Here is a 25542-nt window from a genome sequence, read left to right on the forward strand (position 1 = left end):
TAGTGTGTCGGAGCGTGGATACGACGCAGCTCCTCAAGGGCGTGCTCGACCTCGCCGTTCTCGCCGTGCTCAAGGACGAGGACGGCTACGGTTACGACATTCTCCGCCGGCTGCGCGAGGCCGGCCTGGAGGAGGTCGGCGACGCCTCGGTCTACGGCACGCTGCGCCGGCTCTTCGCCGCCGGCCTGCTGACCACCTACGTGGTGCCGAGCGAGTCCGGCCCGCACCGCAAGTACTACTCACTCAACGTCGCCGGCCGGGACCAGCTCACCCGCTCCGGCAAGACCTGGCGCTCCTTTGCCACCACCATGGACGCACTGCTCGACGATCGGGGGATGGCGGCATGACCGTCACTGGGCAGGAGATCGCGGACTACGTCGAGCGGGTGCGGGCGGCCCTGGCCGACCTGCCGCCCACCGTCCGCGACGAGTTGACCGAGGACCTGCCGGAACACCTCGCCGAGGTGGCCGCCGAGGCCGACGGCGCGCTGGTCGACCGGCTCGGCGCGCCCGAGGCGTACGCGGCCGAGCTGCGGGCCGCCGCCGGCGCCGGGGCGGGAACCGGCTCGGGGCGCCGGGTTCGGCGACTGGCCGCCGCCCAGGCGCGCGCCGGCGCCCAGTTGCGCGCCCTCGACACCCAGCTGGGCCCGCTGCTCGGGCAGTCCTCGGTGAGCGAGTTCCTCCGCCCGCTGCGCCCGGCCTGGTGGCTGCTGCGCGGCTGGCTCGCGGCGCTGGTGATCTCCGTCGTGCTCCAGGAACCGTCCGGGTTGCTCCCGCGGCTCGACGGCAGCGTGCTGGCCGGCCTGTTCCTGCTGGCCGGCACGGTCCTCGCCTCGGTCTGGCTGGGCCGGCGCGCACCCGGCCTCCGGGGCTGGCCGCGGCGGATGCTGCGCCTGGGCACCGCGGCGTTCCTGATCTTCTCCTTCGCGCTGCTGGTCAACGTCGACCAGCACGCCAGCTCCGACCAGTTCGGCAGCTACCAGGAGGTTGCGGTCGGCGACCGGTACGACCGGATCGAGGACGTCTTCGTCTACGACCAGGAGGGGCGACTGATCCGCAACGCCCAGCTCTTCGACCAGAACGGCGTGCCGATCCGGCTGGGCTGGCCGACCTGCCTGGACGCGAGCGGCAACATGCCCGCGCCGCGCAACGCCTACCCGTACTGCCCCGACCGGGCACCCTTCGGGCCGCCGGCCCCGGCCGCGCCGACGCTGACTGCCCCGCCCGTGCCCGGCGCGAGCGCCACCCCCGAGCCGACCGGGAGCGCCGGCCCCGCACCGACCCTGACTCCGTCGGCCGCGCCCGGCACGGGCACGCCGGCGCCGACCCCGACCCGCTGAAGCCGACCCCCGAGGGGCGCCCGCCGACCGGTGGGCGCCCCTCGCCATGTCCAGAGTGGAGGACCAGGCCCCGGAGGGCATCGCGTCCGCCGGCTACCTGCGCCGTCCGGTCCAGGTGGCGAACGGGAGGTGAAGGCCACTGTTCTTTCGTCTTCCCCGGGCCGGTGAGCGCGTGGCACGCTACCCGCACGTAACACCCACTGTGCGACCAGCCAACGATGACTGACCGCTAGGAGGACGTGACCATGGGCGAGATGGTGAGCTTCACCGGCAACGGGGGGACGAGCGAGGGGTATCTCGCGATACCCTCCGGCGGTGCGGCCAGCCCGGCGGTCATCGTCATCCAGGACTGGTGGGGCCTCGTGCCCCACGTCCGAGCGGTGGTGGACCGCTTCGCGGAGGCCGGCTTCGTCGCCCTGGCGCCCGACTTCCGGCACGGCGGCCCGGCGAGCAAGCCGAGTGAGCCCCGGCAGATGTTGAACAGCACTCAGATGGACGAGGCGGCGAGCGACATCGCGGCCGCCGCCGAATACCTCGTCAGCCGGCCCGAGGTCGCCGGCAAGGTGGGCTGCGCCGGGTTCTGCGCCGGTGCCAGCCTGGCGCTCTGGTCCGGCACGTTCTCCGAGCGGATCGTCGCCACCGCCGGCTTCTACCCGCGCCTGCCCTGGGATGGCATGCGCACCGACTGGGCCGACTACGCGGGCAAGGCGGCGCTCATCCACTGCTCCGAGGCGGACGGCCTCTCCGCCGCCGACGGGGTGCAGGGCGTACGCCGGGCCATCGAGACGGCCGGCGGCACCTGCCAGACCTACGACTACCCGGGCACCGCGCACGCGTTCTTCAACGAGGACCGGCCGGAGCACTTCGACCAGCGCGCCGCTGCCACCGCCTGGGCCCGCACGCTGGAACTGTTCCGGGCCAAGCTTGGCTGAGCCGCGTACCCCCGCCGAGGTGGTCGCCCGCGCCGCGCGGGCGACCGACCTGGCCGACCTCGACGGCGCCGTGAGCAACTGCTTCGCCTGCCCCCGGCTGGTCGTCTGGCGTGAGGAGGTGGCCCGGGTCAAGCGGGCGGCCTTCCGCGACCAGGACTACTGGGGACGGCCGGTCCCCGGCTTCGGCCCGCCCGACGCGCGGATCGGCATCCTCGGCCTGGCACCCGCCGCGCACGGCGGCAACCGCACCGGCCGGATCTTCACCGGGGACCGCTCCGGTGACGTGCTCTTCGCCGCGCTGCACCGGGCCGGGCTGGCCAACCAGCCGACCAGCGTGTCCGCCGACGACGGCCTCGCCCTGCAGCACACCCGCATCTTCGCCGCCGTGCGCTGCGCGCCGCCAGACAACAAGCCCACCCCGGCCGAGCGGGACACCTGCGCGCCGTGGCTGCACCGCGAGGTCGCGCTGATCCGGCCCACCCTGCGCGTCGTGGTCGCCCTGGGGGCGTTCGCCTGGGCCGCGTGGTGGCCGGTGCTCCGCCACGTGTACGGACAGCGCCCGCCCACGCCGCGCCCGGCCTTCGGCCATGGGGCACACTGGTCCGGCACGTCCGCACCGGCGCTGCTCGGCTGCTACCACGTCAGCCAGCAGAACACCTTCACCGGGCGGCTGACACCAGCGATGTTGGACGACGTGTTCGCCCGGGCGAAGGACCTGGCCGGGGTGGACTGACGAATGCGTGGGGCGGTGGGATGGAGCTCGGCGTGCTGCGCAGATGGTGGCCGGTCGCGGCGGTGACCGTGCTGCTCGCCGTCGGCGCGCTCGCCGCCGGGCACTCCGCGATCGGGGCGAGCCGCATCCCGCCCGCCGCCGACAACATCCCGTACGTGCCGGACTATCCCTCCGCCGAGGCCGCACCCTCGATCACGGTCGAGCCGCGGGAGTTCGGCCCACCCACCTCGGGCGGCATCCCGGGCTGGCTGGTCACCGCCGCCATCGTGCTGCTCGGCGCGGCCGTGCTGGCCGCCGTCGGGTACGTGCTCTGGACCGTCCTCGGCGGGGCGCTGCGCCGGACCACCCGCGCCGTGCCCGCCCAGCGGGCCCGGCGTACCGCCGAGGGCACCGCCCGCGAGGTGGTGGCCGCGCTGGACGCCGGTCTGGAGGAGTTGGACGACCGGTCGACCGACCCGCGCACCGCGGTGATCGCCTGCTGGGTCCGGCTGGAGGAGGCCGCCGACGAGGCCGGCGTGCCCCAACGCGCCGGGGACACCCCCACCGACCTGGTCAGCCGGCTGCTGCGCGGCGACCCGGCGGCCGGCGTCCCGGCGATCGCCAGCGCCGACGTGCTGGACGGCTTCGCGCACGTCTACCGCGAGGCCCGGTACGCCACCCACACCGTCGACGAGCGGATGCGCGACCAGGCCCGGGCCGCCCTGCGCCGGCTGCGCGCCGAGCTGACCGCCATGACCCAGGTTCCCGAGGCGACGGCATGAGCACGAGCATCGACGACCTGCTCTCGTTCGCCGAGGAGCCCGCCGGCGAGGCGCGGCGGACCGGCGGGCGGGCGCGCTGGGTGCTCCGGACCCTCGCGGTCACCGCCGCGATCGTGGTGGTGGTCGTCGTCGGGCTGCGCGCGGTCGGCCTCCAGGTGTCGCTCTGGATCATCGTGGCGGGCGTGCTCGCCGTGCTCGCCGTCCGCCGGGTCACCGCCGAACTGTCGCCCCCGCCGCCGCCCCGGGCCGGCGGCCGCGCCCCGGCCGGTGAGGAGCCCGGCACCTGGAACTGGTCCGCCCGGGACGCGCTGCGCGCCGCGATCAACGGGTGGGAACGCCCGCTGGACTGGTGCTCCGACAACCGTGAGCGGTTCACCGAGCGGGTGCTGCCCCGCCTCGGCGAGCTGGCCGACGAGCGGCTGCGCCAGAAGCACGGCGTCACCCGTGAGTCCGACCCGGCCCGCGCCCGCGCCCTGCTGGGCGAGCCGCTGTGGACGTTCCTCTCCACCCCTGCCCGCCGCCCCCCGACGCCGCGCGACCTCGCGGCGATCGTCGCCGAACTGGAGAAGTTGTGATGAACGACGTGGACCGGAGCATGCCCCCCGCCGAGGTCGGCCGGCTGGCCCGGGCGGTGCTGGACGCGGTCGGCACCGTCGTGGTCGGCAAGCGGGAGGCGCTGGAGCTGGTGCTGGCCGGCATCCTGGCCGGCGGCCACGTGCTGCTGGAGGACCTGCCCGGCCTGGGCAAGACGCTCACCGCGCGCTCGTTCGCGCAGGCCCTCGGGCTGGACTTCCGCCGCCTCCAGTTCACGCCGGACCTGCTCCCCGCCGACGTCACCGGCTCCTTCCTCTACGACCAGCGCAGCGGCGACTTCTCGTTCCGGGCCGGCCCGGTCTTCACCAACCTGCTGCTCGCCGACGAGATCAACCGGACCCCGCCGAAGACGCAGTCCGCGCTGCTGGAGGCGATGCAGGAGAAGCAGGTCTCGGTCGAGGGCGTCACCTACCGGCTGGACGAGCCGTTCCACGTGCTCGCCACCGCCAACCCGATCGAGTACGAGGGCACCTACCCGCTGCCCGAGGCGCAGCTCGACCGGTTCCTGCTCCGGGTCTCGTTCGGCTACCCGAACCACGACGAGGAGTGGGAGGTGCTGCAACGGCGGATCGCCCGCCGCCGCGAGGAGGCCGAGATCAAGCCGGTGGTGGACGCCGGCACGCTGCGCGCCATGCAGGCCGCGCTGGAGGAGGTGGTCGTCGAGGACTCGATCGGCCGCTACATCGTGGCGCTGACCGCGGCCACCCGGGAGCACCCGTCCGCGCTGGTCGGCGCCTCGCCCCGCGGGTCGCTGGCCCTGCTGCTGCTGTCCCGGGTCCGCGCGGTGCTGGCCAACCGCGACTACGTGGTGCCGGAGGACGTCAAGGCGGTGGCGGTGCCCGCGCTGGCGCACCGGATCACCCTTCGGCCGGAGATGTGGCTGCGCCGGGTCGATCCGTCCTTCGTGGTCGGTGAGGTGCTGGAGTCCACGCCCGCCCCGGCCAGCGGCGCGCTGCCCAGCTACGCGGCCGGACCCGCCGGACGCTGATGACGGACCGTCAGGAACCGGCGAGCGGCTGGGCGCCCACCTGGGCGCTCGGCCGAGCCGTGCTGCTCACCGGCCTGCTGCTGGTCGGGGCGGTGCTGCTCGGCCGGATCGACCTGGTGGTGCTGGCCACCCCGTTCACGCTGGGCACCGCGTACGCGCTGCGCCGCCGGCCCACCGCGCTGCCGGAGCTGGAGATCGGCGCCGAGGACGCGCACCTGGTCGAGGGCGCGCCGATGGCCGCCACGATCGCCGTGGCCAACCCGGACGCCGTCTCCTACGACGTGGCGGTGGTGCGGACCCGGATGTCGCCCTGGCTGCGGGTGGAGAAGGTCGGCTTCGGCGGGACCGGGGTGGACGTGAGCCGCTCCGGCGGCGCCAACCGGCCCTTCGTCACCTCGGTGCCGTCCGGCTCCGCCGTCGACCTGGAGCTGACCGGAACGGCCCTGCGCTGGGGGCGGCACCCGATCGGCCCGGCCGGCGCCCGGGTCGCCGCCGCGGACGGGCTGCTGGTGTCACGGGCCGTGGTCACCGACCCGGTCCGGACGCGGGTCTACCCGATGACCGAGCCGTTCGAGGCGGTCGAGGCGATGCCCCGGGCCGCGGGGCTGGTCGGCGCGCACCACTCGCGCCGGCCCGGGGAGGGCGGCGAGCTGGCCGGGGTCCGCGTCTTCGCCCCCGGGGACCGGCTGCGCCGGATCGACTGGCGGGTCTCGCTGCGGGCCCGCCAACTGCACGTGGCGGCCACCCTCTCGGACCGGGACGCCGAGGTGGTGGTGCTGCTCGACGTGCTGGCCGAGGCGGGCCGCTCCGGCGGCGTCCGCGGCGCGGCGTCCGTACTGGACACCACCGTCCGCGCGGCCGCCGCGATCGCCGAGCACTACCTGCACCGCGGTGACCGGGTGGCGCTGCTGGAGTACGGTCCGGCCGCCCGCCGGCTGCGCCCGGCCACCGGCCGCCGGCAGTACCTGACCGTGCTGGAGTGGCTGCTCGACGTCAAGGCCGAGTCCTCGCCGCACGAGCCGTACGACCAGGTGTTCGGCCCGCAGCTGCTCTCCTCGGACGCGCTGGTGGTGGTGCTCACCCCGCTGCTCGACGAGCGTTCGGCGCAGATGCTGGCCCGGATGGCCCGGGGCGGGCGGTTCGTGGTCGCCGTGGACACCCTGCCGGCCGAGCTTCCGGTGCCGAAGGACCGGGGCTGGGCCGAGGTGGCGTACCGGCTGTGGCGCCTGGACCGGGACACGATGATCGGTCAGCTCCGCGAGCACGGCGTGCCGGTGGTGCGCTGGGCCGGCGCCGGCAGCCTCGACCAGGTGCTGCGCGACGTGTCCCGCCTGGCCACCGCACCCAGGGCGGGAATGCGATGACTGACCTCGTCGAAGGGATGACCGAGCGGGTCCGGGCGGTCCGGTACGCGGTGGGGCGGATCAGTCCGACGCCGCTGCTGGTGCGGGCCGGGATCTTCTTCACCGTGCTGGTCGGCTTCCTGGTCGCGTACCCCGGGCAGGCCTTCACCCCGCGGTCGCTGCTGGCCCTCACCGTGGCGGCGGTGCTGCCGGCGGTCGGCCCGCGCCGGGTCTGGCCGACCTTCGCCGCGCTGGTGACCGTCGGCGGCTGGCTGCTCGCCACGCTCGGCTTCGACCGGCCGCCGGCGCTGTGGCGGTTGCTCGCCGTCGCCACGCTGCTCTATCTGGCGCACACCCTCTGCGCGCTGGCCGCGCTGCTGCCCTACGACGCGGTGGTCGACCCCGACCTGGTGCTGCGCTGGCTGGCCCGGGCCGGCGGGGTGGTGCTGGCCGGCGCCGTGCTCGGCATCGTGCTGGCCTGGCTCGGTGGGGTCGGCGGGGACGCCGGCTCGCAGGCCGCGACCGTCGCCGGGCTGCTGGTCGCGGTGGGGATCAGCGGCCTCCTGGCCTGGCTCCTACGTCGCAGATAACGGGACGCCGCACACAGTTGCGCAGGTCACAGGGGTTGTGCTCCGTCACAGAACAGGGTCTCGATCGGGATTACCCGAGCCGCCCGGGGAAAGATAGATGACGTGAATCCGAAGCGGATCCTTGTCGTGGGTGCCGGGCACGTGGGCCTGTACGCCGCTCTGCGCCTGTCCAAGAAGCTGAGCTCCCGTGAGGCCGAGGTCATCGTCGTCGACCCGCAGCCGCACATGACCTACCAGCCGTTCCTCCCGGAGGCTTCGGCGGGCAACATCTCCCCGCGGCACGCTGTGGTGCCGCTGCGGCGGGAGTTGCGCAAGTGCAAGGTCGTGGCCGGCACGGTCACCCGGATCGACCACGACCGTAAGACCGCCGTGGTACAGCCGATCAGCGGCCCGACCCGGGAGATCCAGTACGACCACGTGGTGGTCGCCCCCGGCTCGGTCTCCCGCACCCTGCCGATCCCGGGCCTGCACGAACACGGCATCGGGTTCAAGACCATCGGTGAGGCCATCTTCCTGCGCAACCACGTGCTGGACCGGCTCGACGTGGCGGCGGCCACCACCGATCCCGAGGTCCGCAGCCGCGCGCTGACCTTCGTGTTCGTCGGCGGCGGTTACGCCGGCATCGAGGCGCTCGCCGAGATGGAGGACATGGCCCGGGACGCCCTGCGCTACTACCCCGAGCTGAAGCCGGAGGACATGCGCTGGGTGCTGGTCGAGGCCACCCAGCGGGTGCTGCCCGAGGTCGATCGGGACATGGGCGCCTACACGGTGCAGGAGCTGCTCAAGCGGAACATGGACATCCGCCTGGACACCCGGCTGGAGTCCTGCGTCGACGGGGTCGCGAAGCTCTCCGACGGGTCGAGCTTCCCGTCCGACACCATCGTCTGGACGGCCGGCGTCAAGCCGTCCCCGATGCTGGACGCGACCGACTTCCCGCGCGACGATCGCCGCCGGGTCACCTGCCTGCCCACCCTCCAGATCGTGGACGGCGACCGGGTCGTCGAGGGCGCCTGGAGCGCCGGCGACTGCGCCGCGGTGCCGGACCTGACCAAGGAGCCGGGCAACTTCTGCTCGCCCAGCGCGCAGCACGCGGTCCGGCAGGCCGCCCGGATGGCCGACAACATCGCGAACGTGATCCGCGGGCGCGAGCCGGTCAACTACAAGCACAAGCACGCGGGCAGCGTGGCCAGCCTCGGTCTGCACAAGGGCGTGGCGCAGGTCTACGGCGTGAAGATGACCGGCTGGCCGGCCTGGTTCATGCACCGGACCTACCACATGTCGCGGATCCCGTCGTTCAACCGCAAGATCCGGGTCGTGGTCGACTGGACGCTGGCGTTCTTCCTCAAGCGCGAGGTGGTCGCCCTGGGTCAGCTGCACGACCCGCGCGAGGAGTTCGCCGAGGCGTCCGCGCCGCCGGTCGGCGCGCGCGTCTGAGACAAACCGGAAAGGGCCCTTCCCGTACGGGAAGGGCCCTTCGCCGTGTCCGGGGTCAGAACCGCCAGGTCCAGGCGTCGGCGATCCGGGTGCCCGGCCCGAAGAGCTGTTCCAGGGTCCGGCGCAGGGTCTCCGCGTGCGGCGCGTCGTCGGTCAGCGCCACGCAGGAGGCGCCCCAGAACTCGACGTCCCGGGCGGCCTGCCGGCGCTGCCGGTCGCCGACCGCCGGCGCCACGCCCCGCCTGGCGACCTCGGCCAGCAGGGCGGAGGTCGGCCGCTGGTAGGTGCCCATGGTGGCCGAGCCGTTGCGGCCGTACGGGCCGATGAAGAAGCCCTCCGGCATGCCGAAGGCGGCGTCGGCGGCGCTGCCCCAGCGCATCGGCCAGGGGTCCCTCGGGGTGGCCGTGGGCACCGGCACCAGCACCCCGCCGGGGCGTACGCACTCCCGCCAGTGCCCGCCCGTGACGAACTCGGGCAGCGGCGGCCGGTCGGTGGTGGGCAGTGGCGCGGGAAAGACACTGAGCAGGGCCGCGCCGACCGCGAGGGGGACCAGCCGGCGGGCAAGCCCCCGCTCGCCGAGCGCCCGGTGCACGGCCAGGGTGAGCACCGTCCCGACCAGCGGCAGCACCGCCAGGCCGAACCGGGTGGGCAGCGCGCCGTCCACCACCGGCAACCCGGCCAGCAGGGCGTACGGGCCGGGAACCCCGGTCCGCTCCCCGCCGATCACCACCTCGGGGCCGAGCGAGAGCGCCGCCATGACCAGCGCCCCCGCCAGGCAGGCGATCACCAGGGCGCGCCGGCCGAGCCAGAACGCGCAGCCGACGGCGACCAGCAGCAACGGCCAGCCCAGGAAGGTGTTGAACTCGGCCGGGCCGGTGGTCAGCCGGGCCGCGTCGGTGCCGCCCAGCACGGAGTGCGCGGAGAGCCGGGTCCAGCCGGTCAGGTCGGCGGAGAAGTAGTGCGGGCTGAACATCCCGTCCGAGACGCCCTGCGGCCCGGCGAACTGATGCCACAGCGGGTACGCCAGCACGAACAGCGCCAGCCCGGCGGCGCACATCAGCCCCCCGGCGAAGCCGGGCAGCGCCCGGCGCAGCAGTGCCGGGTCGGCCATCCCGTAGGCGACGGCCATGACCAGCAGGGTGAGCGCGGTGAGGAAGAGCACCTCCTCGCCGACGAAGACCTGGAGGATGACGGCCGAGGCCAGCCCGAGCGCCGAGGTGGCCAGCCGGCGGCGGTCCGGGCCGTCCCGACGGCCGGCCGGGTCGGCGGCCCGGAGCAGCCGGACCACCAGCCAGACGATCACCGGGACCAGCCACTGGGCGGTCATGTGCAGGTGGCCGTTGCTCTGCGAGATCATGCCTGGGCCGAAGCCGCAGAGCGCCGCGCCGAGCCCGGCGGCGAGCCGGCGGGCGCGCAGCGTCCGGGTGAACAGCAGATACCAGGCCAGCGCCGTGCCGGCCAGGTTGGCGGCGGCCAGCAGGGCGAAGGTGACCGGCGCCCCGAGGGCGAGCGTGACCGGCGCGAGCAGCACGCCGACCGCGATGACCGTGGTGTTCGCCATCAGGTTGACCCCGTCCGGCGCGTTCAGCCGGTCGGTGAGCAGGCCGAAATCGCCGAGCAGGGCGCGCGAGTCGACGGCCAGGAACCATTCGTAGAGGGTCTGGTCGGCCGAATTGAGGGCGAGCACCCGCTGCCCGGGCGCCGGCCACAGCCCGTGGGTGAGCCAGCCGGCGAGCACGGCGAAGAGCAGCCCCGCCAGCAGGTCCAGGCGGTGCCGGCGGCCGGCGGCCAGCAGCCGGGCCGTGCGGCCCGGGCGGAGCGCCGGGTCGAGGCGGACTGCCTGGTCGGGGTCGGGCCCGGGGGCCGTGCGGGCGGCGCTGGTCACGGCCTCGACCATATCGGCCGGCCCCCGCGGGGTACGCCGGGCCGCGGCGCAGCCGCTACGGTGAAACCTGCACCGCCGCGTGTCGGCGCGCCGGTGTCACCCGCCCGGGTGGTGGAACGGCAGACACGGCCGCCTTAAAAGCGGCTGCCGCAAGGCGTGCGGGTTCGACCCCCGCCCCGGGCACCACACTCTCAGCTTTCCCACAGCTTCGCGCGGCGCACGACGTTGCCCCCCCGTTTACCCTGGAGAGGCACGTTCACGTGCATCGACCCCCTGAGGGAGGCCTGAGAAGTGAAGACCTCGAACCCGGTGCTCGCCCGGCTCGGCCAGGCGGCTGAGCGGGAGCGGGCGGCCGGGTACGCCCAGCCCGGGCCGTACGGTCAGCCCGGATATCCCCAGCAGTACCAGCCGTACCCGCAGCAGCAGCCGTACCCGACCGGCCACGGCTTCCCGGCGGCCCCGCCCACCGTGACCGCGATGACCCTCGACGACGTGGTCGTCAAGACGGTGCTGATGCTCGGCATCCTCGGCGCCTCGGCCGCCGCGGCCTGGGTGCTCGTGCCGGACGCCCTGACCGGCGTCGCCTGGATCGGCGCCGCGGTGGTGGGTCTCGTCCTCGGCCTGATCATCTCGTTCTCCCGGATGGCCAACCCGGCGCTCGTGGTGGCGTACTCGATCGTCGAGGGCGTCTTCGTCGGCATGGTGAGCAAGACGTTCGACACGTTCTACGACGGCATCGTGCTCCAGGCCGTGGTGGCGACCTTCGGCGTCTTCTTCCTGATGGCGGTGATCTACAAGGCGCGGATCATCCGGGCCACCCCGAAGTTCGCCCGGATCATGGTGGCGATCATCGCGGGTCTCTTCGGCGTCATGCTGATCAACCTGGTGCTCGCGCTCTTCGGCGTCAACACCCACCTCCGCGACGGCAGCCCGCTGGCCATCGGGTTCAGCCTGGTCTGCATCGTGGTCGCCGCGCTGAGCTTCGTGCTCAACTTCGCGGAGATCGAGGAGGGCGTCCGGATGGGGCTCCCGCAGCGCTACTCCTGGACGGCCGCGTTCGGCATCGTGGTCGGCCTGGTCTGGCTCTACCTGGAGATCCTCCGGCTGCTCAGCTACTTCCAGGGCGACGACTGACCGCAGCCCGTCCCATCTGCGACGCCCGCCTGCCGCGCCCGCGGCGGCGGGCGTCGTCGTTTCTCCGTCGCCGCCGGCCGGCCCGGGGCAGAGTGGGAGCCGGGGTACGTCGGCGCGAGGAGGTCGCGGTGCGCAGTGCCAACCCGGTGCTGGACCGGCTGGACGACGTCGGCCGGACCGAGCGTCAGGTGCTCGGCGTGGGGGCCGCGGACGCGATGACGGTGGCCGACGTGGTCAGCCGGACGGTCGGGCTGCTGCTGCTCACCGGCGTCACCGCGGCGGTGGCCTGGGTGGTCGTGCCGCAGGCGGCGTGGATCTCCGCGGCGCTGGCCGGCAGCGCCCTGGCCAGCCTCGCGCTGGTGCTGGTCATCTCGCTGAAGCAGCTCACCAACCCGCCGCTGATCGCCGGGTACGCGGTGCTCCAGGGCCTGCTGCTCGGGGTTGCGAGCCGCGCCTTCGAACTGGTCTACCCGGGCATCGTGGCGCAGGCCGTGGTCGGGACCTTCGGGGTCTTCCTCGGCATGGGGCTGCTCTACCGGGCGCGGCTGATCCGGGCCACCCCGCGGCTGGCCCGGCTGGTCCTCGGCACGCTCATCGGCATCGTGGCGATCGGCCTGGTCAACCTGGTCGCCTACCTGTTCACCGGGCGGCAGGGCGTGGCGGTCTACAGCCTCAGCGGGCGGGTCGGCTGGCTGCCGTACCTCTTCTCGGTGGTGGCGATCATCGCCGGCGCGCTCAGCTTCGTGCTCGACTTCGACCTGGTCGAGCGCTCCGCCCGCAACGGCCTGCCCCGCCGGTACGCCTGGTTCTGCGCCTTCGGCCTGCTGGTCGGGCTGATCTTCCTGTACTGGCAGATCCTCCGCCTGCTCAGCTACGTCCGCCGCTGACCGTAGACTCGGCCGCGATGAGCGCAGCGGAACTGGACCGGGCGGTGGCCCTGCTGGTCCGACAGGTCGGGCACTGGGAGCAGCCGCGCTGGTCGGCGGCGGCCGAGAGCGGCAACGTCTCCCGCGCCGACCTGGTGCACAAGCTGGTCCAGGAGATCGCCAACCTGGCGGCCGACGCCGAGGGGGAGCCGCGCCGCGACGTGCCCCGGCTCCCCAGCGATCTGGCCCTGCCCGACCAGCTCCGGGTGGTCGCCGCCGACCTGCTGGCGGCCGGCGCGCCGGAGCCCGTGCTGGCCGGTGCGGCCGCCGCGGTCGCCCGGACCCGTTCCGCGCTGTAGCCGTCAGCCCGTCAGCCAGCGCCGCACCTTCCGGCGGCGGGCCCGGTCCCGCGCCCTGGCCAGCGCCGCCCCGGCCCGGTCGGCCACCGCGGCCTGCCGGGCGTGCAGCAGGCCGTAGGTGAAGGTGTTCTCGCCGGCGGCGTACGCCCGCAGCGCCTGCTCGCGCAGCACCTCCCGGGTCACCACCGAGTCCTGGTGCGCGCCGAGCGCGTCCTGGAGGTCCTTGAACCGGTCCACCAGCTTCGCGGCGGGCCGGCGCATCTCGACGGCGTACCGGGCCCGTTTCCCCGCCTTGCGTGCCTCGTGCAGCGCGGTGTCGTCCCCGCCGGCCAGCGCCCGGTCCAGCCGGTCGTCGAAGCGGGTCACCGCGCGCCGCACCCGCCGGTTCACCCAACGGGGCCCTACGCGTGTCGTCGGACCCTCCACCAGCGCGTCCAGCCGGCGCAGCAGGTCGGTGTAGTGGTCGGAGCCGAGCGCGGCGCGCAGCTCGTCGAGGGCGGTGGCCAGGTCGGCGGCGAACCGCTCCGCGAACCGGGCCGGGACCGGGCCGAGCACCAGTTCGTCCGGTTCCGCGTGGACGGCGTCGGCCAGCCGGGCGGCCATCACCTGGACGTCTCGGACCGGCCCGAGCCGGCTGCCCAGCCAGCGCAGTTCCGCCCGTACCGCCTCGCTCTCGGCGCGGTCCCACAGTCCCCGGAAGGTCCGCAGCGTGGAGCGGAGCCGGCGGACGGCCACCCGCATGTCGTGCACCGCGTCCTCGTCGCCGCCGAGGGCACCGGCGTGGTGGCCGATCAGCGTGTCGCGCTGGGCGGTGAGGTAGTCGACCACGGGCGCGGCCGCCGGATCGGCGGGCGCCGGACGGGTGGCGGCCAGGCGGCCGCCCAGGGCACGGTGCGACTTCGACACCGGGACGGTCCGGGCGCCGGCCGCGCGCAGCCGCTCGTCCACCGCGTCGAGCAGCGCCTCGTCACCGTCGACCAGCTCGACCTCGAGTTCGTGCCACGCCTGCCGCTCGCCGTTGATCAGGTCCTCGGCGTGCACGTCGTCCTCGGCCACCTCGGCCAGCGGGCGGCCCGCCGTGTCGAGCAGGCGGCGTTCCTGGCGGCGGGTGCGGATCCGCGCGGCCGGGGCGACCGGCCGCCCCCGGGACGCGCCCCGGAAGAGCGCGACCAGCTCGGCCGGCGGTTCGGCGTCCTCCGGCCCGGCCGGGAACTGATGCTCGGTGCGCGCGCCGCCGACCGCGCCCACCTTGAGGTGCCAGCCCGCGTCGTGCCCGCCGGTCCGCCGCCGCAGCGCGTAGCCGCTGCGGGCCAGCCGGAGGTCCGCGGTGTCCCAGTAGACCGCGTCCAGGTCGAGGGCGGTGGCGTCGGACGTCGTCGCGACGCCACCGCACCCCGTCAGATCGGGCAGCCGGAATCCCGCGTCGCCGGAGTACTTGCGTTCGCGTTCCACGACGGTCGCCATGGCGCCTCCCGTACCCGGCCGCTGTTCCGGCGAATCGACCTCAGTTCAGGCGTTCGAGCACCATGGCCATGCCCTGGCCGCCGCCCACGCACATGGTCTCCAGACCGATGGTCTTGTCGTGCCACTCCAGCGCGTTGAGCAGGGTGCCGGTGATCCGGGCGCCGGTCATGCCGAACGGGTGGCCGACGGCGATCGCCCCGCCCATCACGTTCAGCTTCTCCTCCGGGATGCCGAGCTGCCGGTACGACGGGATCACCTGGGCGGCGAACGCCTCGTTGATCTCGACGAGGTCGACGTCGTCGATGGTCATGCCGGCCCGCTTCAGCGCCTGCTTGGACGCCTCGACCGGGCCCAGGCCCATGATCTCCGGCGAGAGCGCGGTGACGCCGGTGGAGACGATCCGGGCCAGCGGGGTGAGCCCGAGCTCCTGCGCCCGCTGGGCGCTCATGATCACCACGGCGGCCGCGCCGTCGTTGAGCGGGCAGCAGTTGCCGGCGGTGATCCGGCCGTCCGGGCGGAAGACCGGCTTCAGGCCGGACACGGCCTCCAGGGTCACCCCGGGGCGCGGACCGTCGTCGGTGCTCACCACGGTGCCGTCCGGCGTGGTGACCGGGGTGATCTCGCGGGCCCAGAAGCCGTCCGCGATCGCCTTCTCGGCGAGGTTCTGGCTGCGGACGCCGAACGCGTCCATGTCCTCGCGGGTGACGTCGTGGAGCTGGGCCAGGTTCTCCGCGGTCTGCCCCATGGTCAGGTAGATGTCGGGGAGCTGGCCGGCCTCGCGCGGGTCGGTCCACACCTCGGCGCCGCCCCGGGCCCGGGCCGCGGAGCGCTCGCGCGCCGCCGCGAAGCGAGGGTTCTCCCACCCGCCGCCGACCAGCGCCTGCGCCTCCGGCGGGAGGGTGTCCGAGTTGCCGCGCGCGTACCGGGAGACGGTCTCGACGCCGGCGGAGATGAAGGCGTCGCCCTCGCCCGCCCGGATCGCGTGCATCGCCATCCGGGTGGTCTGCAGCGAGGAGGCGCAGTAGCGGGTGAGCGTGGCGCCGGGCAGGCCGTCCAGGCCCAGCAGGGTGGCGACCACCCGGGCCATGTTGAAGCCCTGCTCGCCGCCGGGCAGGCCGCAGCCCAGGTAGAGGTCGTCGATGGTGGTGGGATCGAGCGCCGGGACCTTGTCGAGGGCGGCCTGGACGATCGTGGCGGCGAGGTCGTCCGGGCGGACCTCCCGCAGGGAACCCTTGAACGCGCGGCCGATGGGGGACCGGGCGGTGGCGACGATGACGGCGTCGCGGGGCGACTCAATCGGCATGAACCAACGTTAACCCGCGAGTAACTTGTCGCGGAAGCTGCGCAGCGGGCGGGAAATGTCACCCCGCCGGCGCTCAGTGGTGATGCCGGTAGGCGACCGCGGCGGCCGCCTCGACCGCCGGGAGCAGGGCGTGCGCCCAGACCCGGTAGCCGTCGGCGGAGGGGTGGTAGCCGTCGTGGCAGAGGGTGCCCGCGTCCGCCCGGAAGACCGGGCCGGTCTCGGTGCCCAGGTCGACGACGCTGCCCCCGGCGTCGAGCACCGAGGCCGTCTGGGCGCGCGCCATCCGCCGCCCCGACCAGCCGAGCACCTGCCGCAGCGGGGAGGCGACCGCGCGGACGGCGCCGAGGTCGGGGCAGGTGCCCACGACCACCTCGACGTGCGCCTCGCGCAGCCGGCGCACCGCCGAGCCGAGATAGGCCGCCGCGTCGGCTGGGCGGGCCAGCGCGGTGGCGTCGTTCGCCCCGATCAGGATCACCGCCACGTCGGGCCGCTCGCCGAGCAGCGCCCGGGCCACCTGGGTGGCCAGGTCGGTGGAGCGGGACCCGGAGACCCCGACGCTGGACAGGTGCACCCGCCGGCCGGTGGGCCCCTCGGCCAGCAGTTGGGCGAGCTGGCCGCCGATGGTCTCCTCGAAGCGTTCGACGCCGACGCCGAGGGCCGACGAGTCGCCGAGCAGCACCAGCCGCAGCGGTGGGGCGCCCGCCCGGCCGACCGTCGCGCGCAGCGCGAGGCCCAGCTCGGGCTGGGCGTACTTCCGGCTGCGGGCGGCGATGGCCTGGCCGGCGAGGACCGCCGCCCCGCCCATCGTGCCGGCGAGCAGGGAGAGCGCGGCGGCCCGACCGAGTCGGACCGCGAGCTCGTTACGCTCGGTCATGACGACACCTCCCCAGCTCCCACGACCCGCGGGTCGGTCTGCTCGTGGCGAACGGCGTCGACATGAGCATGGCACACGTTGTGCCTGCTGATGATGCCTCCGCTGCCCGGCTCATGCCAGCCCCTCCACCTGCGCGGAGTCGGCGGAGGCACCCGGCTGCGGCACCGCGCCGACGCCGAAGAAGGCCCGCCGCCGAAGTTGCGCCCAGCGCCCAGCGGGTCCGCGCTCGCGACCCCGGACCTGGGTGCCGCTGACCTCGGTGCCCGCGTGCCGGGCCGCCTCCTGGGCCGCATCCGGGAGCGACCGTACGCCTTCCGCGCCGACGAGCGGAGGCCGGCGTTCCTGGCCGGCGCCCAACGCCGAGAGCACGGTGGGCAGCAGCGCGGCCGCGGCGACCGCGTACCCCTCCGCGGAGGGGTGGAACCGGTCCCAGGCGAACATCCGCGTCGGCTCGGCGGCGAACCGCGGCCCGAGCAGGTCGCCGAGGGAGACCGTCCAGCCGCCCGCCTCGACCACCGCCACCGTCTGGGCGGCGGCGAGCTGGCGGCTCCAGCGGCGGGCCAGCCAGCGCAGCGGCGGCTGGATCGGCCGGATCGCGCCCAGGTCGGGGCAGGTGCCGACGACCACCTCGCAGCCGGCGGCCCGCAGCGTGCGGACCGCGTCGACCAGGTAGCGCACGGCCAGCGAGAGCGGGGTGCGGTTGGTGACGTCGTTGCCGCCGACCAGGACGACCGCGATGTCCGGTTCGACCTCCAGGGCCGACTCGACCTGCGGCTTCAGCCCGGCCGACAGGGCGCCCACCACGGCGAACCGGTGCAGCCGGACCGGTCGGTGCAGCCGGCGGGACAGCCCGGTGGCCAGCAGCGCGCCCGGGGTCTCGCGGCGGCGGTGCACGCCGTAGCCGGCGGCCGAGGAGTCACCGAGGATCACCATGGTGACCGGCGGGCCGTGGAGCTTCGCGCCGTAGACGCCGTCGCAGCGTGGCGGGGGCGCCTCGGCCATCGGGATGGTTCGCCGGGCCTGGCGGGCCTGACCGAGCAGCACCCCGCCCGTGGCGGCGGTGGCCGCCACCGTGGCGCCCGTGCCGATCGCCGTCAGGCGGGCGATCCGCCGGGCGCGCTGCCAGCCGCCCGGCGCGACGGAACCAGCGTCCCCCATGCACCGACATTATCGCGCCGCCACGACACCCGCTCTCCGCGTGATCGTCATGGCTGGGACGGGACGGTTCCGGGTACCGGTACGGGCAGGGGGCGGACTTGCGCCGGGACGGCCCCCTGGCCGAGCGGAAAGGGGCGAGGAGATGGGGAAGACATTGAAGCGGAGCGCGGCCTTCACCGCGCTGGCCCGGGCGCTGGCGGCCGGGACGCGGGGTGGCCCGTCGCTGGGCGTCCGGCTGGCGGCGCTGCCCCGGATGATCCGGGCCACCGCCCGGGGCGAGTACGACGGCGGCCTGCGGCTGGCCCTGATGGCCGGCGCCACGGCGTACATCGTCTCGCCGATCGACCTGCTGCCGGAGATCCCGCTGGCGATCTTCGGCCTGGCCGACGACGCGGTGATGGTCACCTGGCTGGCCGGCAGCGTGCTCGCCGAGACCGACCGCTTCCTGGAGTGGGAGGCACGTCGCAGGTCCGTCATCCCGGGGCATGTGGTGCCCTGACGGCACGTACCCTGGGCGACGAACCGACGACTTACCGGCCGCCCCACGACGGCGGCGCGACGAAGGGCACAACGAGGTGCACTACTACGACAACGTGGTCGAGCTGATCGGCAACACCCCGCTGGTACGCCTGCGCAACGTCACCGAGGGCATCCAGGCGACGGTGCTGGCGAAGGTGGAGTACGTCAACCCGGGCGGTTCGGTCAAGGACCGGATCGCGCTGCGGATGGTCGAGGACGCCGAGAAGGCGGGCCTGCTCCAGCCCGGGGGCACGATCGTCGAGCCGACCAGCGGCAACACCGGCGTCGGGCTGGCCCTCGTCGCCCAGCTCAAGGGCTACAAGTGCGTCTTCGTCTGCCCCGACAAGGTCAGCCAGGACAAGCAGGACGTGCTGCGGGCGTACGGCGCCGAGGTGGTGGTCTGCCCGACCGCCGTGGCGCCGGAGGACCCGCGCTCCTACTACAACGTCTCCGACCGGCTGGCCCGGGAGATCCCCGGCGCCTGGAAGCCCAACCAGTACAGCAACCCGGCCAACCCGCGCTCGCACTACGAGACCACCGGGCCGGAGATCTGGCAGCAGACCGAGGGGCGGCTCACCCACTTCGTGGCGGGTGTCGGCACCGGCGGCACCATCTCCGGCATCGGCCGCTACCTCAAGGAGGCCTCCGAGGGGCGGGTCCGGGTGGTCGGCGCGGACCCGGAGGGCTCGGTCTACTCCGGCGGCACCGGCCGGCCCTACCTGGTTGAAGGCGTCGGCGAGGACTTCTGGCCGGAGACCTACGACCGGAGCGTGGCCGACGAGATTGTCGAGGTGTCGGACAAGCAGTCCTTCGAGATGACCCGGCGGCTGGCCCGCGAGGAGGGGCTGCTGGTCGGCGGCTCCTGCGGCATGGCCGTGGTGGCCGCCCTGGAGGTGGCCCGCAAGGCCGGCCCGGACGACGTGATCGTGGTGCTGCTGCCGGACAGCGGCAAGGGGTACATGTCCAAGATCTTCAACGACCAGTGGATGGCCCGCTACGGATTCCTGGACAACTCGGGCGCCGAGCCGACCGTGGCCGACGCGCTCGCCGGCAAGCCGGGCGGCCTGCCCGAGCTGGTGCACGTCCACCCGACCGAGACGGTCCGCGACGCGATCGACTACATGCGCGAGTACGGCGTCTCCCAGCTCCCGGTGCTCAAGGCCGAGCCGCCGGTGGTGACCGGCGAGGTGGCCGGCTCGATCGCCGAGAAGGACCTGCTCGACGCGCTCTTCACCGGCCAGGCGCACCTGCACGACACGATCGAGCGGCACATGGGTGACCCGCTGCCCATGATCGGCGGCGGCCAGCCGGTGAGCGAGGCGGTCGTGCTGCTGGAGAAGGCCGACGCGGCGCTGGTGCTGGTCGACGGCAAGCCCAAGGGCGTGCTGACCCGGCAGGACCTGCTCGCCCACCTCGGCGCCCGCTGACCCATCGACACGAGGACCGCATCCCCCGCAGGGGTGCGGCCCTCGTCGCGTCAGCGGCCCAGCTCGGTGGGCACGGCGACGACGTCGACGAAGGCGCCGCGACGCAGCACGGTGACCGGCAGGCGGGCGCCGATCGCCGGGCCGAGCATCAGCCGTTGCAGCCCCTGGCCGTCCTGCACCGGCCGGCCGCCGGCCGCCACGATCACGTCGCCGAGGTACAGCCCGGCCAACCCGGCCGGGCTGCCCGGCACCACCTCGACCACCCGCAGCCCGCGCCGCTGCCCGGTCCGGGCGGTGATCTCCGGTGGCAGCGGCACCGGCACCCCGGCCACGCCCAGCCAGGCCCGGCGGACCCGGCCGTCGGTGGTGAGGTCGCCGATGATCTGCCGGGTGGTGGCGTTCACCGGCACGGCCAGCCCGAGGCCGTACCCGGCGACCGCCGTGTTGACCCCGACGACCCGGCCGGCCGAGTCGGCCAGCGCGCCGCCGGAGTTGCCCGGGTTCAGCGCCGCGTCGGTCTGGATGACGTCCTCGATCAGCCGGATGACCCGCCCGTCCCGGGCCGGCAGCGACCGGCCCAGCCCGGAGACCACCCCGGCGGTGACCGAGCCGGCCAGCCCCATCGGGTTGCCGACCGCGACCACCAGCTGGCCGATGCGCAGCCGGTCCGCGTCGCCCAGCTCCACGGGCGGGACGGTCACCCGCTCCGCCCGCAGCACCGCCAGGTCGGAGAGCGGGTCGGCGCCGACCACCTGGAACCCGGTCTCGGTGCCGTCGCCGAAGGCGGCGGACCCGTCCTGGGCGCCCTGCACCACGTGGGCGCTGGTGAGCAGCAGCCCGTCGGGGCCGATCACCACGGCCGAGCCGGCGCCGGCGCCGCGCGGAGTCCGCACCGACAGGGCGGCCACGCTGGGCAGCACCCGGGCGGCCACGCCGGTCACGACCCGGGAGTACGCGTCGAGCGCGGCGTCCTCCGCCCGCTCGGTGTGCTCGGTGTCCATGCCGGTGCCAACGCGCCGGCATCGACGCCCATGCCCCGATCCGCTCAGAGCGAACGGGCGTAGCGGAGCTGCGGCACCAGCACGGGCCCGATGTGATCGTCCCGCTGCTCGCCGGTGGCGGTCCAGCCGCCGCGCTCGTAGAACCGGCGGGCGGCCGCGTTCTCCCGGAGCACCCAGAGCGCCGCCCGGGACCAGCCGCGGGCCCGCATCGCGTCGAGGGCGTCGACCATCAGCGTCCGTCCGGTGCCCCGGCCCCGCTCGGCCGGCTCCAGGTGGATGGCGTTGAGCAGGCCGGTGGCCGGGTCGCCGGCGTCGTCCGGCCCCAGGTAGCTGAAGCCGACCACCCGGCCGTCCCGCTCGGCCACGGTCATCCGGTGGTCCGCGCCCTCCCAGGTCACCCGTTCGGTCCAGTACCGGCCCATTGCCTCCGGGGTCGGGTCCGCCAGCGCCTCGGCCGGCAGGAAGGACGAGTACGCCGCGACCCGGGACCGCTGGTGCAGGGCGCCGACCGCCATCAGGTCGGCCCCGGTGGCGGGGCGTAGGGAGATCGTCACCCGGCCGAGGCTACCCGGCGGGGCGGCACCGGCACCGTCATCAGGTCCTCGGCGATCACCAGCTCCCCGGTGAAGTGGGCGCGGGCCTCGTCGGCGAAGCGGCGCGGGTCCGCGTACCGCTGGGAGAAATGGGTGAGCACGAGCGTGCGTACCCCCGACTCGGCCGCCACCCGCGCGGCCTGGCCGGCGGTGAGGTGGCCGACCTCGGCGGCGAGGGCGGCCTCCGGCTCCAGGAAGGTCGACTCGATGACCAGCAGGTCGGCGTGCTCGGCCAGGGCCCACACGCCGTCGCAGAGCCCGGTGTCCATGACGAAGGCGAACCGCTGCCCCGGTCGGGTCACGCTCACCTCGTCGCGGGTGACGCGGCGCCCGTCCACGTCCAGGTGGCCGTCGCGGAGCAGCCGGCCGACCGCCGGCCCGACGATGCCGTACGCGGACAGCTTCTCCGGCAGCATCCGGCAGCCGTCCGGCTCGACGAGCCGGTAACCGTACGTCTCGATCGGGTGCCGCAGCCGGCGGGCCTCCAGCGTGCCGATGCCCAGCGTGATCCGCTGCCCGTCGGCCTCGATCGGCTCGACGGCCAGCTCGGCGGTCTCGTGGAAGCTCGACGCGTGGCGCAGCCGGGCGAAGTATTCGGCGCCCCCGGCGGGGAAGTGCACGGCCACCGGGTGCGGGACCCGGTCCAGGGAGAGCCGCTGGATCATGCCGGGCAGGCCCAGGCAGTGGTCGCCGTGGAAGTGGGTGACGCAGATCCGGGTCAGGTCGGTGGCGGAGATCCCGGTGTGCAGCATCTGCCGCTGGCTGCCCTCGCCCGGGTCGAACAGGAGCACCTCGTCGTCCCAGCGCAGCAGGTAGCCGTTGTGGTTGCGGTGCCGGGTGGGGGCCTGGCTCGCCGTACCGAGGATCACCAGCTCGCGCATTGACAAAGCGGCCTCCTCCCAGCTGGGCTGACCGGCCCGGCTCCGCCGGACATGAAGCGACCCCCGGGGCTTCCGCGCTCGCGCGCGGGCCGGCTGGACTGGGCCGGCACCCCGGGGGTCGGGTGGCTGTCGTGGTTTCGCCGCACCGCTGCCACACGGTCTCGACGATGGTGCCTGGTGCCCGCCTCGCGGCGGACGGGATTTCACTGTCGAGGACAGCGGCTAGCGGACAGCCACCTCACGAGTCCGATTGCTATACAAGTCTGGACCACCTCCTTTCCCGTGTACCGCCACGCTATCGACTTCCCGCCGAGCCCGGCAACGGATTTGGATCACAGGTCCGAGCGGGAATCGCCGCGGCCGTGTCACTCCAGGCCGATCGGGCCCTCGCGCGGGCCCTCCTCGGAGGCCGGCTGGACCGCCAGCGACGGGAAGTCGGCCAGGTCGCCCTCGGGCTCGGCGTCCCACTCGGGAAAGACCAGCGGCTTCTGGAGATAGAGGCAGAGCAGCTGGGCGAGGTGGCGCAGCCCGTCGAGATGGGTGCGCTCGTGCCCGTGGGTGGCGTCCACGCCGAAGCCGAGCAGCGCCACCCGGGCGTGCGCCCCCGCCTCGACCGCCGCCGCCACGTCGGAACGGTAGTAGTCGAAGACGTCCCGGACCAGGTGGACGTCGTGCTCCCGGGCGATCGCTGCCAGGTGCCGGGTGAGGTGGTAGTCGAACGGTCCCACCCCGTCGCCCATGGCCAGGGTGGCGGCGTCCTCCCGCGACTGCTGGCCGGGGGCGACCACCGCGGCGTCCACCGAGACGATCTCCGCGACGTCGGGGTCGAGGCCGTGACTGGCCCCGTGCCCGATCTCCTCGGTGACCGTGACCAGCAGGTGCGCGGTGACCGCCGGGGTGACGCCCGCGTCGACGATCGCCTTGAACACGGTCAGCACCGCGGCCACCCCGGCCTTGTCGTCCAGGTGCCGGGACTTGACGTACCCGGTCGGGGTGATCGTCGGGGTGGCGAGCAGCGCGACGAAGTCGCCGGCGTCGACGCCGAGCGCCCGGAGCCCGGCCTCGTCGGTGACCGGCTCGTCGACCCGGACCTCGACCAGTTCCCAGCCGACGCCCTGGAGGTCGACGCCCTCGTTGTAGCGGTGCCCGCTGGCCTTCAGGGGCAGCACCTGGCCGGTCACCACCCGGTCCAGGTCGTCGGTGAAGATCCGCACGTGGGCGCCCTCGGCGAAGCGGGCGCTGTGCGTGCCGATCGGCTTCACCTCCAGCCGGCCGTTCTCCTTGAGCCGCTTCACCATCCCGCCGATGGTGTCGGTGTGCACCACGATGGCCCGGTCGGCGCCGGTCGGCCGCGGACCGGGCAGGGAGGCGCTGAGCGCCCCGCGCCGGGTCAGCGTCGAGCCGATGCCGAGCGCGGAGAGCCGTTCGCCCACGTACTGCTGGACGTGGTCGGTACGCCCCGACGGGCTGGGGATCTCCAGCAGCTCCACCAGCACCTGGCGCAGGTAGTCGAGGTCGAGTTCCAGCGGCTTCGGGCTCACGCCGCACCTCCCGTGCCGGCCGGCGACCACAGCCGCTGCGGGGCCCGCGTGCCGGGGAAGAGCAGGTCGACGAAGCGCTCGGCGGTCGGCTGCGGCTCGTGGTTGGCCAGGCCGGGCCGCTCGTTCGCCTCGATGAACACGTGCTCCGGCCGGTCCGGGGCGGGGACCAGCAGGTCGAGCCCGGTCACCGGGATGTCCAGCGCCCGGCTGGCCGTCACGCACGCCTCGGCGATCGCCGGGTGGAGCTCGGCGGTCACGTCGTGGATGGTGCCGCCGGTGTGCAGGTTCGCCGTGCGGCGTACCGCCAGCACCTGCCCCTCGGGGAGCACGTCGTGCATCCGGTAGCCCGCCTCGGCCACCACCTCGCGGGTCATGTCGTCGATCGGGATCCGGGACTCGCCGCCGGTGGCGGCCGCCCGGCGGCGGCTCTGCCGCTCGATCAGCTCGGTGACGTCGTGCACCCCGTCCCCGGTGATCTGGGCGGGCCGGCGGACCGCCGCGGCCACCACCTCGTGGTCGATGACGACCACCCGGAGGTCCTCGCCCTCCCGCAGCTCCTCGATCAGCACATCGGGGCAGAACCGGCGGGCCAGCTCGACCGCCGCGGTCAGCGCCTCCGGCGTGCGCACCCCGACCGTGATGCCGTTGCCCTGCTCGCCCCGGGCCGGCTTGACCACCACCGGGCCCACGTCGGCCAGGAACGCCAGGTCGTCGACGTCGCCGGTGGCGGTCCGGCCGCCTGGCACCGACAGCCCGGCCTCGACGAGGATGCGCCGGGTGACCCGCTTGTCGTCGCAGCGGCTCATCGCCACCGCCGAGGTCAGCTCGGAGAGCGACTCCCGGGTGTGCACGGTCCGGCCGCCGATGCTCAGCCGCAGCTCGCCCCAGCGCGGATCGGTCACCTCCACCCGGATGCCGCGCCGCATCGCCTCGTCCGCGACGATCTTCGCGTACGGGTTCAGCTCGTCGTACCCCGCCGGCATGGCGGGCAGGAACAGCCGCTCGTTGATCGGGTTCTTCCGCTTCACGCAGAGCGTCCCGGTGCGGTGGAAGCCGAGCCGCTCGTAGAGCCGGATCGCCCCCGAGTTCTCCGCCAGCACCGACAGGTCCACGTACGCCCGGCCGCGCGCGTCGAGCCGGTCGGCCAGCGCGGTGAGCAGCGCCTGGCCGGTGCCGGGCGGCGCGGTGTTGAAGTCCACGGTCAGGCACCAGAGACTCGCGCCGTTCTCCGGGTCGCCGAAGACCGCGACGTGGTCCACCCCGGTGATGGTGCCGACCACCTCGCCGGTGGCGTCCTCGGCCACCAGGTGCAGGAACCGGTCGGTGCCGGCATTGTCGACCAGCACCTCGACCGGCGCCGTGACCATGCCGTTGCGGGCATAGATCCGGTTCACCGCCTCCGCGTCGTCGGCGTCCCGCAGCGGCCGGATGCTCAGCCCGGGGATCTCGCCGCCCTCCGTGGCGGCCGGCCGGTGCTCGCCCAGCGGCAGCCGGTAGGTCAGCGACGGGTCGATGAACAGCTCGTCGGGGAGGCGGGAGACCAGCACGTGCGGGTCCCGCAGGTAGATGCAGATGTCCCGGGCGCCGACCGCCTCGGAGCGCAGCACGTCGGCGACCTCGATCTGCTCGGCGAAGGTCTGCCCGAAGACCAGCCGGCCCCAGCCGCAGTCCAGCACCACACCGGACCCGTCGGCGGGCTGCCGGCGCGGCTCGGGGGTGCCGGGCGCCACCGGGTCGCCGCCCGGGCCGACCCGTTCCCGGCGCCGGCCCAGCACCCGTTCCCGGTCGGCACGCGCCGCGCCGGTGGCGAGGGTGTCGGTCAC

The 25542-nt window shown here is 74.5% G+C and carries 25 protein-coding genes and 1 tRNA gene; 16 read left to right on the forward strand and 10 right to left on the reverse strand.

The genetic code is table 11. The annotated features are described in order from the left end of the window. Positions 1–14 precede the first annotated feature (14 nt). From AC0OLQ_RS05500 to AC0OLQ_RS05545, 10 genes are all read left to right on the forward strand, one after another. A complete protein-coding gene (locus tag AC0OLQ_RS05500; RefSeq protein WP_357335263.1) occupies positions 15–347 on the forward strand; it encodes a PadR family transcriptional regulator in 333 nt (110 codons plus the stop codon). Then, a complete protein-coding gene (locus AC0OLQ_RS05505; RefSeq protein ID WP_484530434.1) occupies positions 344–1339 on the forward strand; it encodes an HAAS signaling domain-containing protein in 996 nt (331 codons plus the stop codon). Before AC0OLQ_RS05500 ends, AC0OLQ_RS05505 begins: the two co-directional genes overlap by 4 nt. Positions 1340–1584: 245 nt before the next feature. Beyond that, complete coding sequence (locus AC0OLQ_RS05510) at positions 1585–2271, forward strand: dienelactone hydrolase family protein (RefSeq protein ID WP_484530435.1); 687 nt, start codon at positions 1585–1587, stop codon at positions 2269–2271. Between the two features lie 19 nt (positions 2272–2290). Beyond that, positions 2291–3004, forward strand: coding sequence for a uracil-DNA glycosylase (locus AC0OLQ_RS05515; protein WP_484532280.1), 714 nt, complete (start codon positions 2291–2293; stop codon positions 3002–3004). A gap of 20 nt (positions 3005–3024) precedes the next feature. Next, a complete protein-coding gene (locus AC0OLQ_RS05520; protein ID WP_484530436.1) occupies positions 3025–3765 on the forward strand; it encodes a DUF4129 domain-containing protein in 741 nt (246 codons plus the stop codon). Then, entirely contained in the window at positions 3762–4340 is a 579-nt protein-coding gene (locus AC0OLQ_RS05525) for a hypothetical protein (protein WP_484530437.1), read from the forward strand. The genes AC0OLQ_RS05520 and AC0OLQ_RS05525 overlap by 4 nt, the downstream gene beginning before the upstream one ends. Beyond that, complete coding sequence (locus tag AC0OLQ_RS05530; RefSeq protein WP_357335275.1) at positions 4340–5347, forward strand: AAA family ATPase; 1008 nt, start codon at positions 4340–4342, stop codon at positions 5345–5347. The genes AC0OLQ_RS05525 and AC0OLQ_RS05530 overlap by 1 nt, the downstream gene beginning before the upstream one ends. After that, positions 5347–6711, forward strand: coding sequence for a DUF58 domain-containing protein (locus AC0OLQ_RS05535; protein ID WP_484530438.1), 1365 nt, complete (start codon positions 5347–5349; stop codon positions 6709–6711). Before AC0OLQ_RS05530 ends, AC0OLQ_RS05535 begins: the two co-directional genes overlap by 1 nt. After that, complete coding sequence (locus tag AC0OLQ_RS05540; protein ID WP_484530439.1) at positions 6708–7280, forward strand: hypothetical protein; 573 nt, start codon at positions 6708–6710, stop codon at positions 7278–7280. Before AC0OLQ_RS05535 ends, AC0OLQ_RS05540 begins: the two co-directional genes overlap by 4 nt. Positions 7281–7382: 102 nt before the next feature. Further along, the gene (locus AC0OLQ_RS05545) at positions 7383–8714 is read left to right on the forward strand and encodes an NAD(P)/FAD-dependent oxidoreductase (protein ID WP_357335282.1); all 1332 of its coding nucleotides are present in this window, start codon (positions 7383–7385) and stop codon (positions 8712–8714) included. Positions 8715–8769: 55 nt separating this feature from the next. On the opposite strand, the gene AC0OLQ_RS05550 is transcribed toward AC0OLQ_RS05545, so the two are convergent. Continuing rightward, positions 8770–10611, reverse strand: coding sequence for a hypothetical protein (locus AC0OLQ_RS05550; protein WP_484530440.1), 1842 nt, complete (start codon positions 10609–10611; stop codon positions 8770–8772). Positions 10612–10701: 90 nt separating this feature from the next. Here AC0OLQ_RS05550 and AC0OLQ_RS05555 point away from each other — a divergent pair. The 4 genes from AC0OLQ_RS05555 to AC0OLQ_RS05570 all read left to right on the forward strand — a co-directional run bounded on the left by AC0OLQ_RS05555 (position 10702) and on the right by AC0OLQ_RS05570 (position 12958). Then, positions 10702–10785 (forward strand) — tRNA-Leu (locus tag AC0OLQ_RS05555). 105 nt (positions 10786–10890) lie between these two features. Next, positions 10891–11733, forward strand: coding sequence for a Bax inhibitor-1/YccA family protein (locus tag AC0OLQ_RS05560; protein WP_484530441.1), 843 nt, complete (start codon positions 10891–10893; stop codon positions 11731–11733). Between the two features lie 128 nt (positions 11734–11861). Next, positions 11862–12620, forward strand: a complete 759-nt coding sequence (locus AC0OLQ_RS05565; protein ID WP_357335288.1) for a Bax inhibitor-1/YccA family protein — start codon at positions 11862–11864, stop codon at positions 12618–12620. Between the two features lie 17 nt (positions 12621–12637). Next, positions 12638–12958, forward strand: coding sequence for a hypothetical protein (locus AC0OLQ_RS05570; protein WP_484530442.1), 321 nt, complete (start codon positions 12638–12640; stop codon positions 12956–12958). A 3-nt stretch (positions 12959–12961) separates the two neighbouring features. Here AC0OLQ_RS05570 and AC0OLQ_RS05575 read toward each other — a convergent pair whose 3' ends face one another. The 4 genes from AC0OLQ_RS05575 to AC0OLQ_RS05590 form a co-directional block, all read right to left on the reverse strand. Then, positions 12962–14422, reverse strand: a complete 1461-nt coding sequence (locus AC0OLQ_RS05575) for a CYTH and CHAD domain-containing protein (protein ID WP_484530443.1) — start codon at positions 14420–14422, stop codon at positions 12962–12964. 40 nt (positions 14423–14462) lie between these two features. Continuing rightward, entirely contained in the window at positions 14463–15725 is a 1263-nt protein-coding gene (locus AC0OLQ_RS05580; RefSeq protein ID WP_484530444.1) for an acetyl-CoA C-acetyltransferase, read from the reverse strand. Between the two features lie 73 nt (positions 15726–15798). Beyond that, entirely contained in the window at positions 15799–16599 is an 801-nt protein-coding gene (locus AC0OLQ_RS05585) for an SGNH/GDSL hydrolase family protein (protein WP_357335298.1), read from the reverse strand. A gap of 111 nt (positions 16600–16710) precedes the next feature. Then, entirely contained in the window at positions 16711–17757 is a 1047-nt protein-coding gene (locus tag AC0OLQ_RS05590) for an SGNH/GDSL hydrolase family protein (protein WP_484530445.1), read from the reverse strand. A gap of 142 nt (positions 17758–17899) precedes the next feature. Here AC0OLQ_RS05590 and AC0OLQ_RS05595 point away from each other — a divergent pair, with 142 nt between their 5' ends. Further along, positions 17900–18256 (forward strand): YkvA family protein, encoded by a 357-nt coding sequence (locus AC0OLQ_RS05595; protein WP_484530446.1) that lies wholly within the window; start codon positions 17900–17902, stop codon positions 18254–18256. Between the two features lie 76 nt (positions 18257–18332). Further along, entirely contained in the window at positions 18333–19703 is a 1371-nt protein-coding gene (locus tag AC0OLQ_RS05600) for a cystathionine beta-synthase (protein WP_357335305.1), read from the forward strand. 50 nt (positions 19704–19753) lie between these two features. Here AC0OLQ_RS05600 and AC0OLQ_RS05605 read toward each other — a convergent pair whose 3' ends face one another. The 5 genes from AC0OLQ_RS05605 to ngg form a co-directional block, all read right to left on the reverse strand. Next, entirely contained in the window at positions 19754–20704 is a 951-nt protein-coding gene (locus AC0OLQ_RS05605; RefSeq protein ID WP_484530447.1) for a S1C family serine protease, read from the reverse strand. A 44-nt stretch (positions 20705–20748) separates the two neighbouring features. Continuing rightward, the gene (locus AC0OLQ_RS05610) at positions 20749–21258 is read right to left on the reverse strand and encodes a GNAT family N-acetyltransferase (RefSeq protein ID WP_484530448.1); all 510 of its coding nucleotides are present in this window, start codon (positions 21256–21258) and stop codon (positions 20749–20751) included. Further along, positions 21255–22184, reverse strand: a complete 930-nt coding sequence (locus AC0OLQ_RS05615; protein WP_484530449.1) for a ribonuclease Z — start codon at positions 22182–22184, stop codon at positions 21255–21257. The genes AC0OLQ_RS05610 and AC0OLQ_RS05615 overlap by 4 nt, the downstream gene beginning before the upstream one ends. Before the next feature lie 359 nt (positions 22185–22543). After that, positions 22544–23719 (reverse strand): osmoprotectant NAGGN system M42 family peptidase, encoded by a 1176-nt coding sequence (locus AC0OLQ_RS05620; RefSeq protein ID WP_484530450.1) that lies wholly within the window; start codon positions 23717–23719, stop codon positions 22544–22546. After that, positions 23716–25542 (reverse strand): N-acetylglutaminylglutamine synthetase, encoded by a 1827-nt coding sequence (gene ngg, locus AC0OLQ_RS05625; protein WP_484530451.1) that lies wholly within the window; start codon positions 25540–25542, stop codon positions 23716–23718. Before ngg ends, AC0OLQ_RS05620 begins: the two co-directional genes overlap by 4 nt.

The sequence above is a fragment of the Micromonospora sp. Utrum1 genome, from assembly GCF_057197805.1.

Excerpts from the sequence above, each read along its gene's own strand:
- AC0OLQ_RS05505 (WP_484530434.1), top strand. The coding sequence starts at position 344 with ATGACCGTCACTGGGCAGGAGATCGCGGACTACGTCGAGCGGGTGCGG.
- AC0OLQ_RS05510 (WP_484530435.1), top strand. The coding sequence starts at position 1,585 with ATGGGCGAGATGGTGAGCTTCACCGGCAACGGGGGGACGAGCGAGGGG.
- AC0OLQ_RS05520 (WP_484530436.1), top strand. The coding sequence starts at position 3,025 with ATGGAGCTCGGCGTGCTGCGCAGATGGTGGCCGGTCGCGGCGGTGACC.
- AC0OLQ_RS05525 (WP_484530437.1), top strand. The coding sequence starts at position 3,762 with ATGAGCACGAGCATCGACGACCTGCTCTCGTTCGCCGAGGAGCCCGCC.
- AC0OLQ_RS05530 (WP_357335275.1), top strand. The coding sequence starts at position 4,340 with ATGAACGACGTGGACCGGAGCATGCCCCCCGCCGAGGTCGGCCGGCTG.
- AC0OLQ_RS05535 (WP_484530438.1), top strand. The coding sequence starts at position 5,347 with ATGACGGACCGTCAGGAACCGGCGAGCGGCTGGGCGCCCACCTGGGCG.
- AC0OLQ_RS05540 (WP_484530439.1), top strand. The coding sequence starts at position 6,708 with ATGACTGACCTCGTCGAAGGGATGACCGAGCGGGTCCGGGCGGTCCGG.
- AC0OLQ_RS05550 (WP_484530440.1), bottom strand. The coding sequence starts at position 10,611 with ATGGTCGAGGCCGTGACCAGCGCCGCCCGCACGGCCCCCGGGCCCGAC.
- AC0OLQ_RS05570 (WP_484530442.1), top strand. The coding sequence starts at position 12,638 with ATGAGCGCAGCGGAACTGGACCGGGCGGTGGCCCTGCTGGTCCGACAG.
- AC0OLQ_RS05575 (WP_484530443.1), bottom strand. The coding sequence starts at position 14,422 with ATGGCGACCGTCGTGGAACGCGAACGCAAGTACTCCGGCGACGCGGGA.
- AC0OLQ_RS05580 (WP_484530444.1), bottom strand. The coding sequence starts at position 15,725 with ATGCCGATTGAGTCGCCCCGCGACGCCGTCATCGTCGCCACCGCCCGG.
- AC0OLQ_RS05585 (WP_357335298.1), bottom strand. The coding sequence starts at position 16,599 with ATGACCGAGCGTAACGAGCTCGCGGTCCGACTCGGTCGGGCCGCCGCG.
- AC0OLQ_RS05590 (WP_484530445.1), bottom strand. The coding sequence starts at position 17,757 with ATGGGGGACGCTGGTTCCGTCGCGCCGGGCGGCTGGCAGCGCGCCCGG.
- AC0OLQ_RS05595 (WP_484530446.1), top strand. The coding sequence starts at position 17,900 with ATGGGGAAGACATTGAAGCGGAGCGCGGCCTTCACCGCGCTGGCCCGG.
- AC0OLQ_RS05605 (WP_484530447.1), bottom strand. The coding sequence starts at position 20,704 with ATGGACACCGAGCACACCGAGCGGGCGGAGGACGCCGCGCTCGACGCG.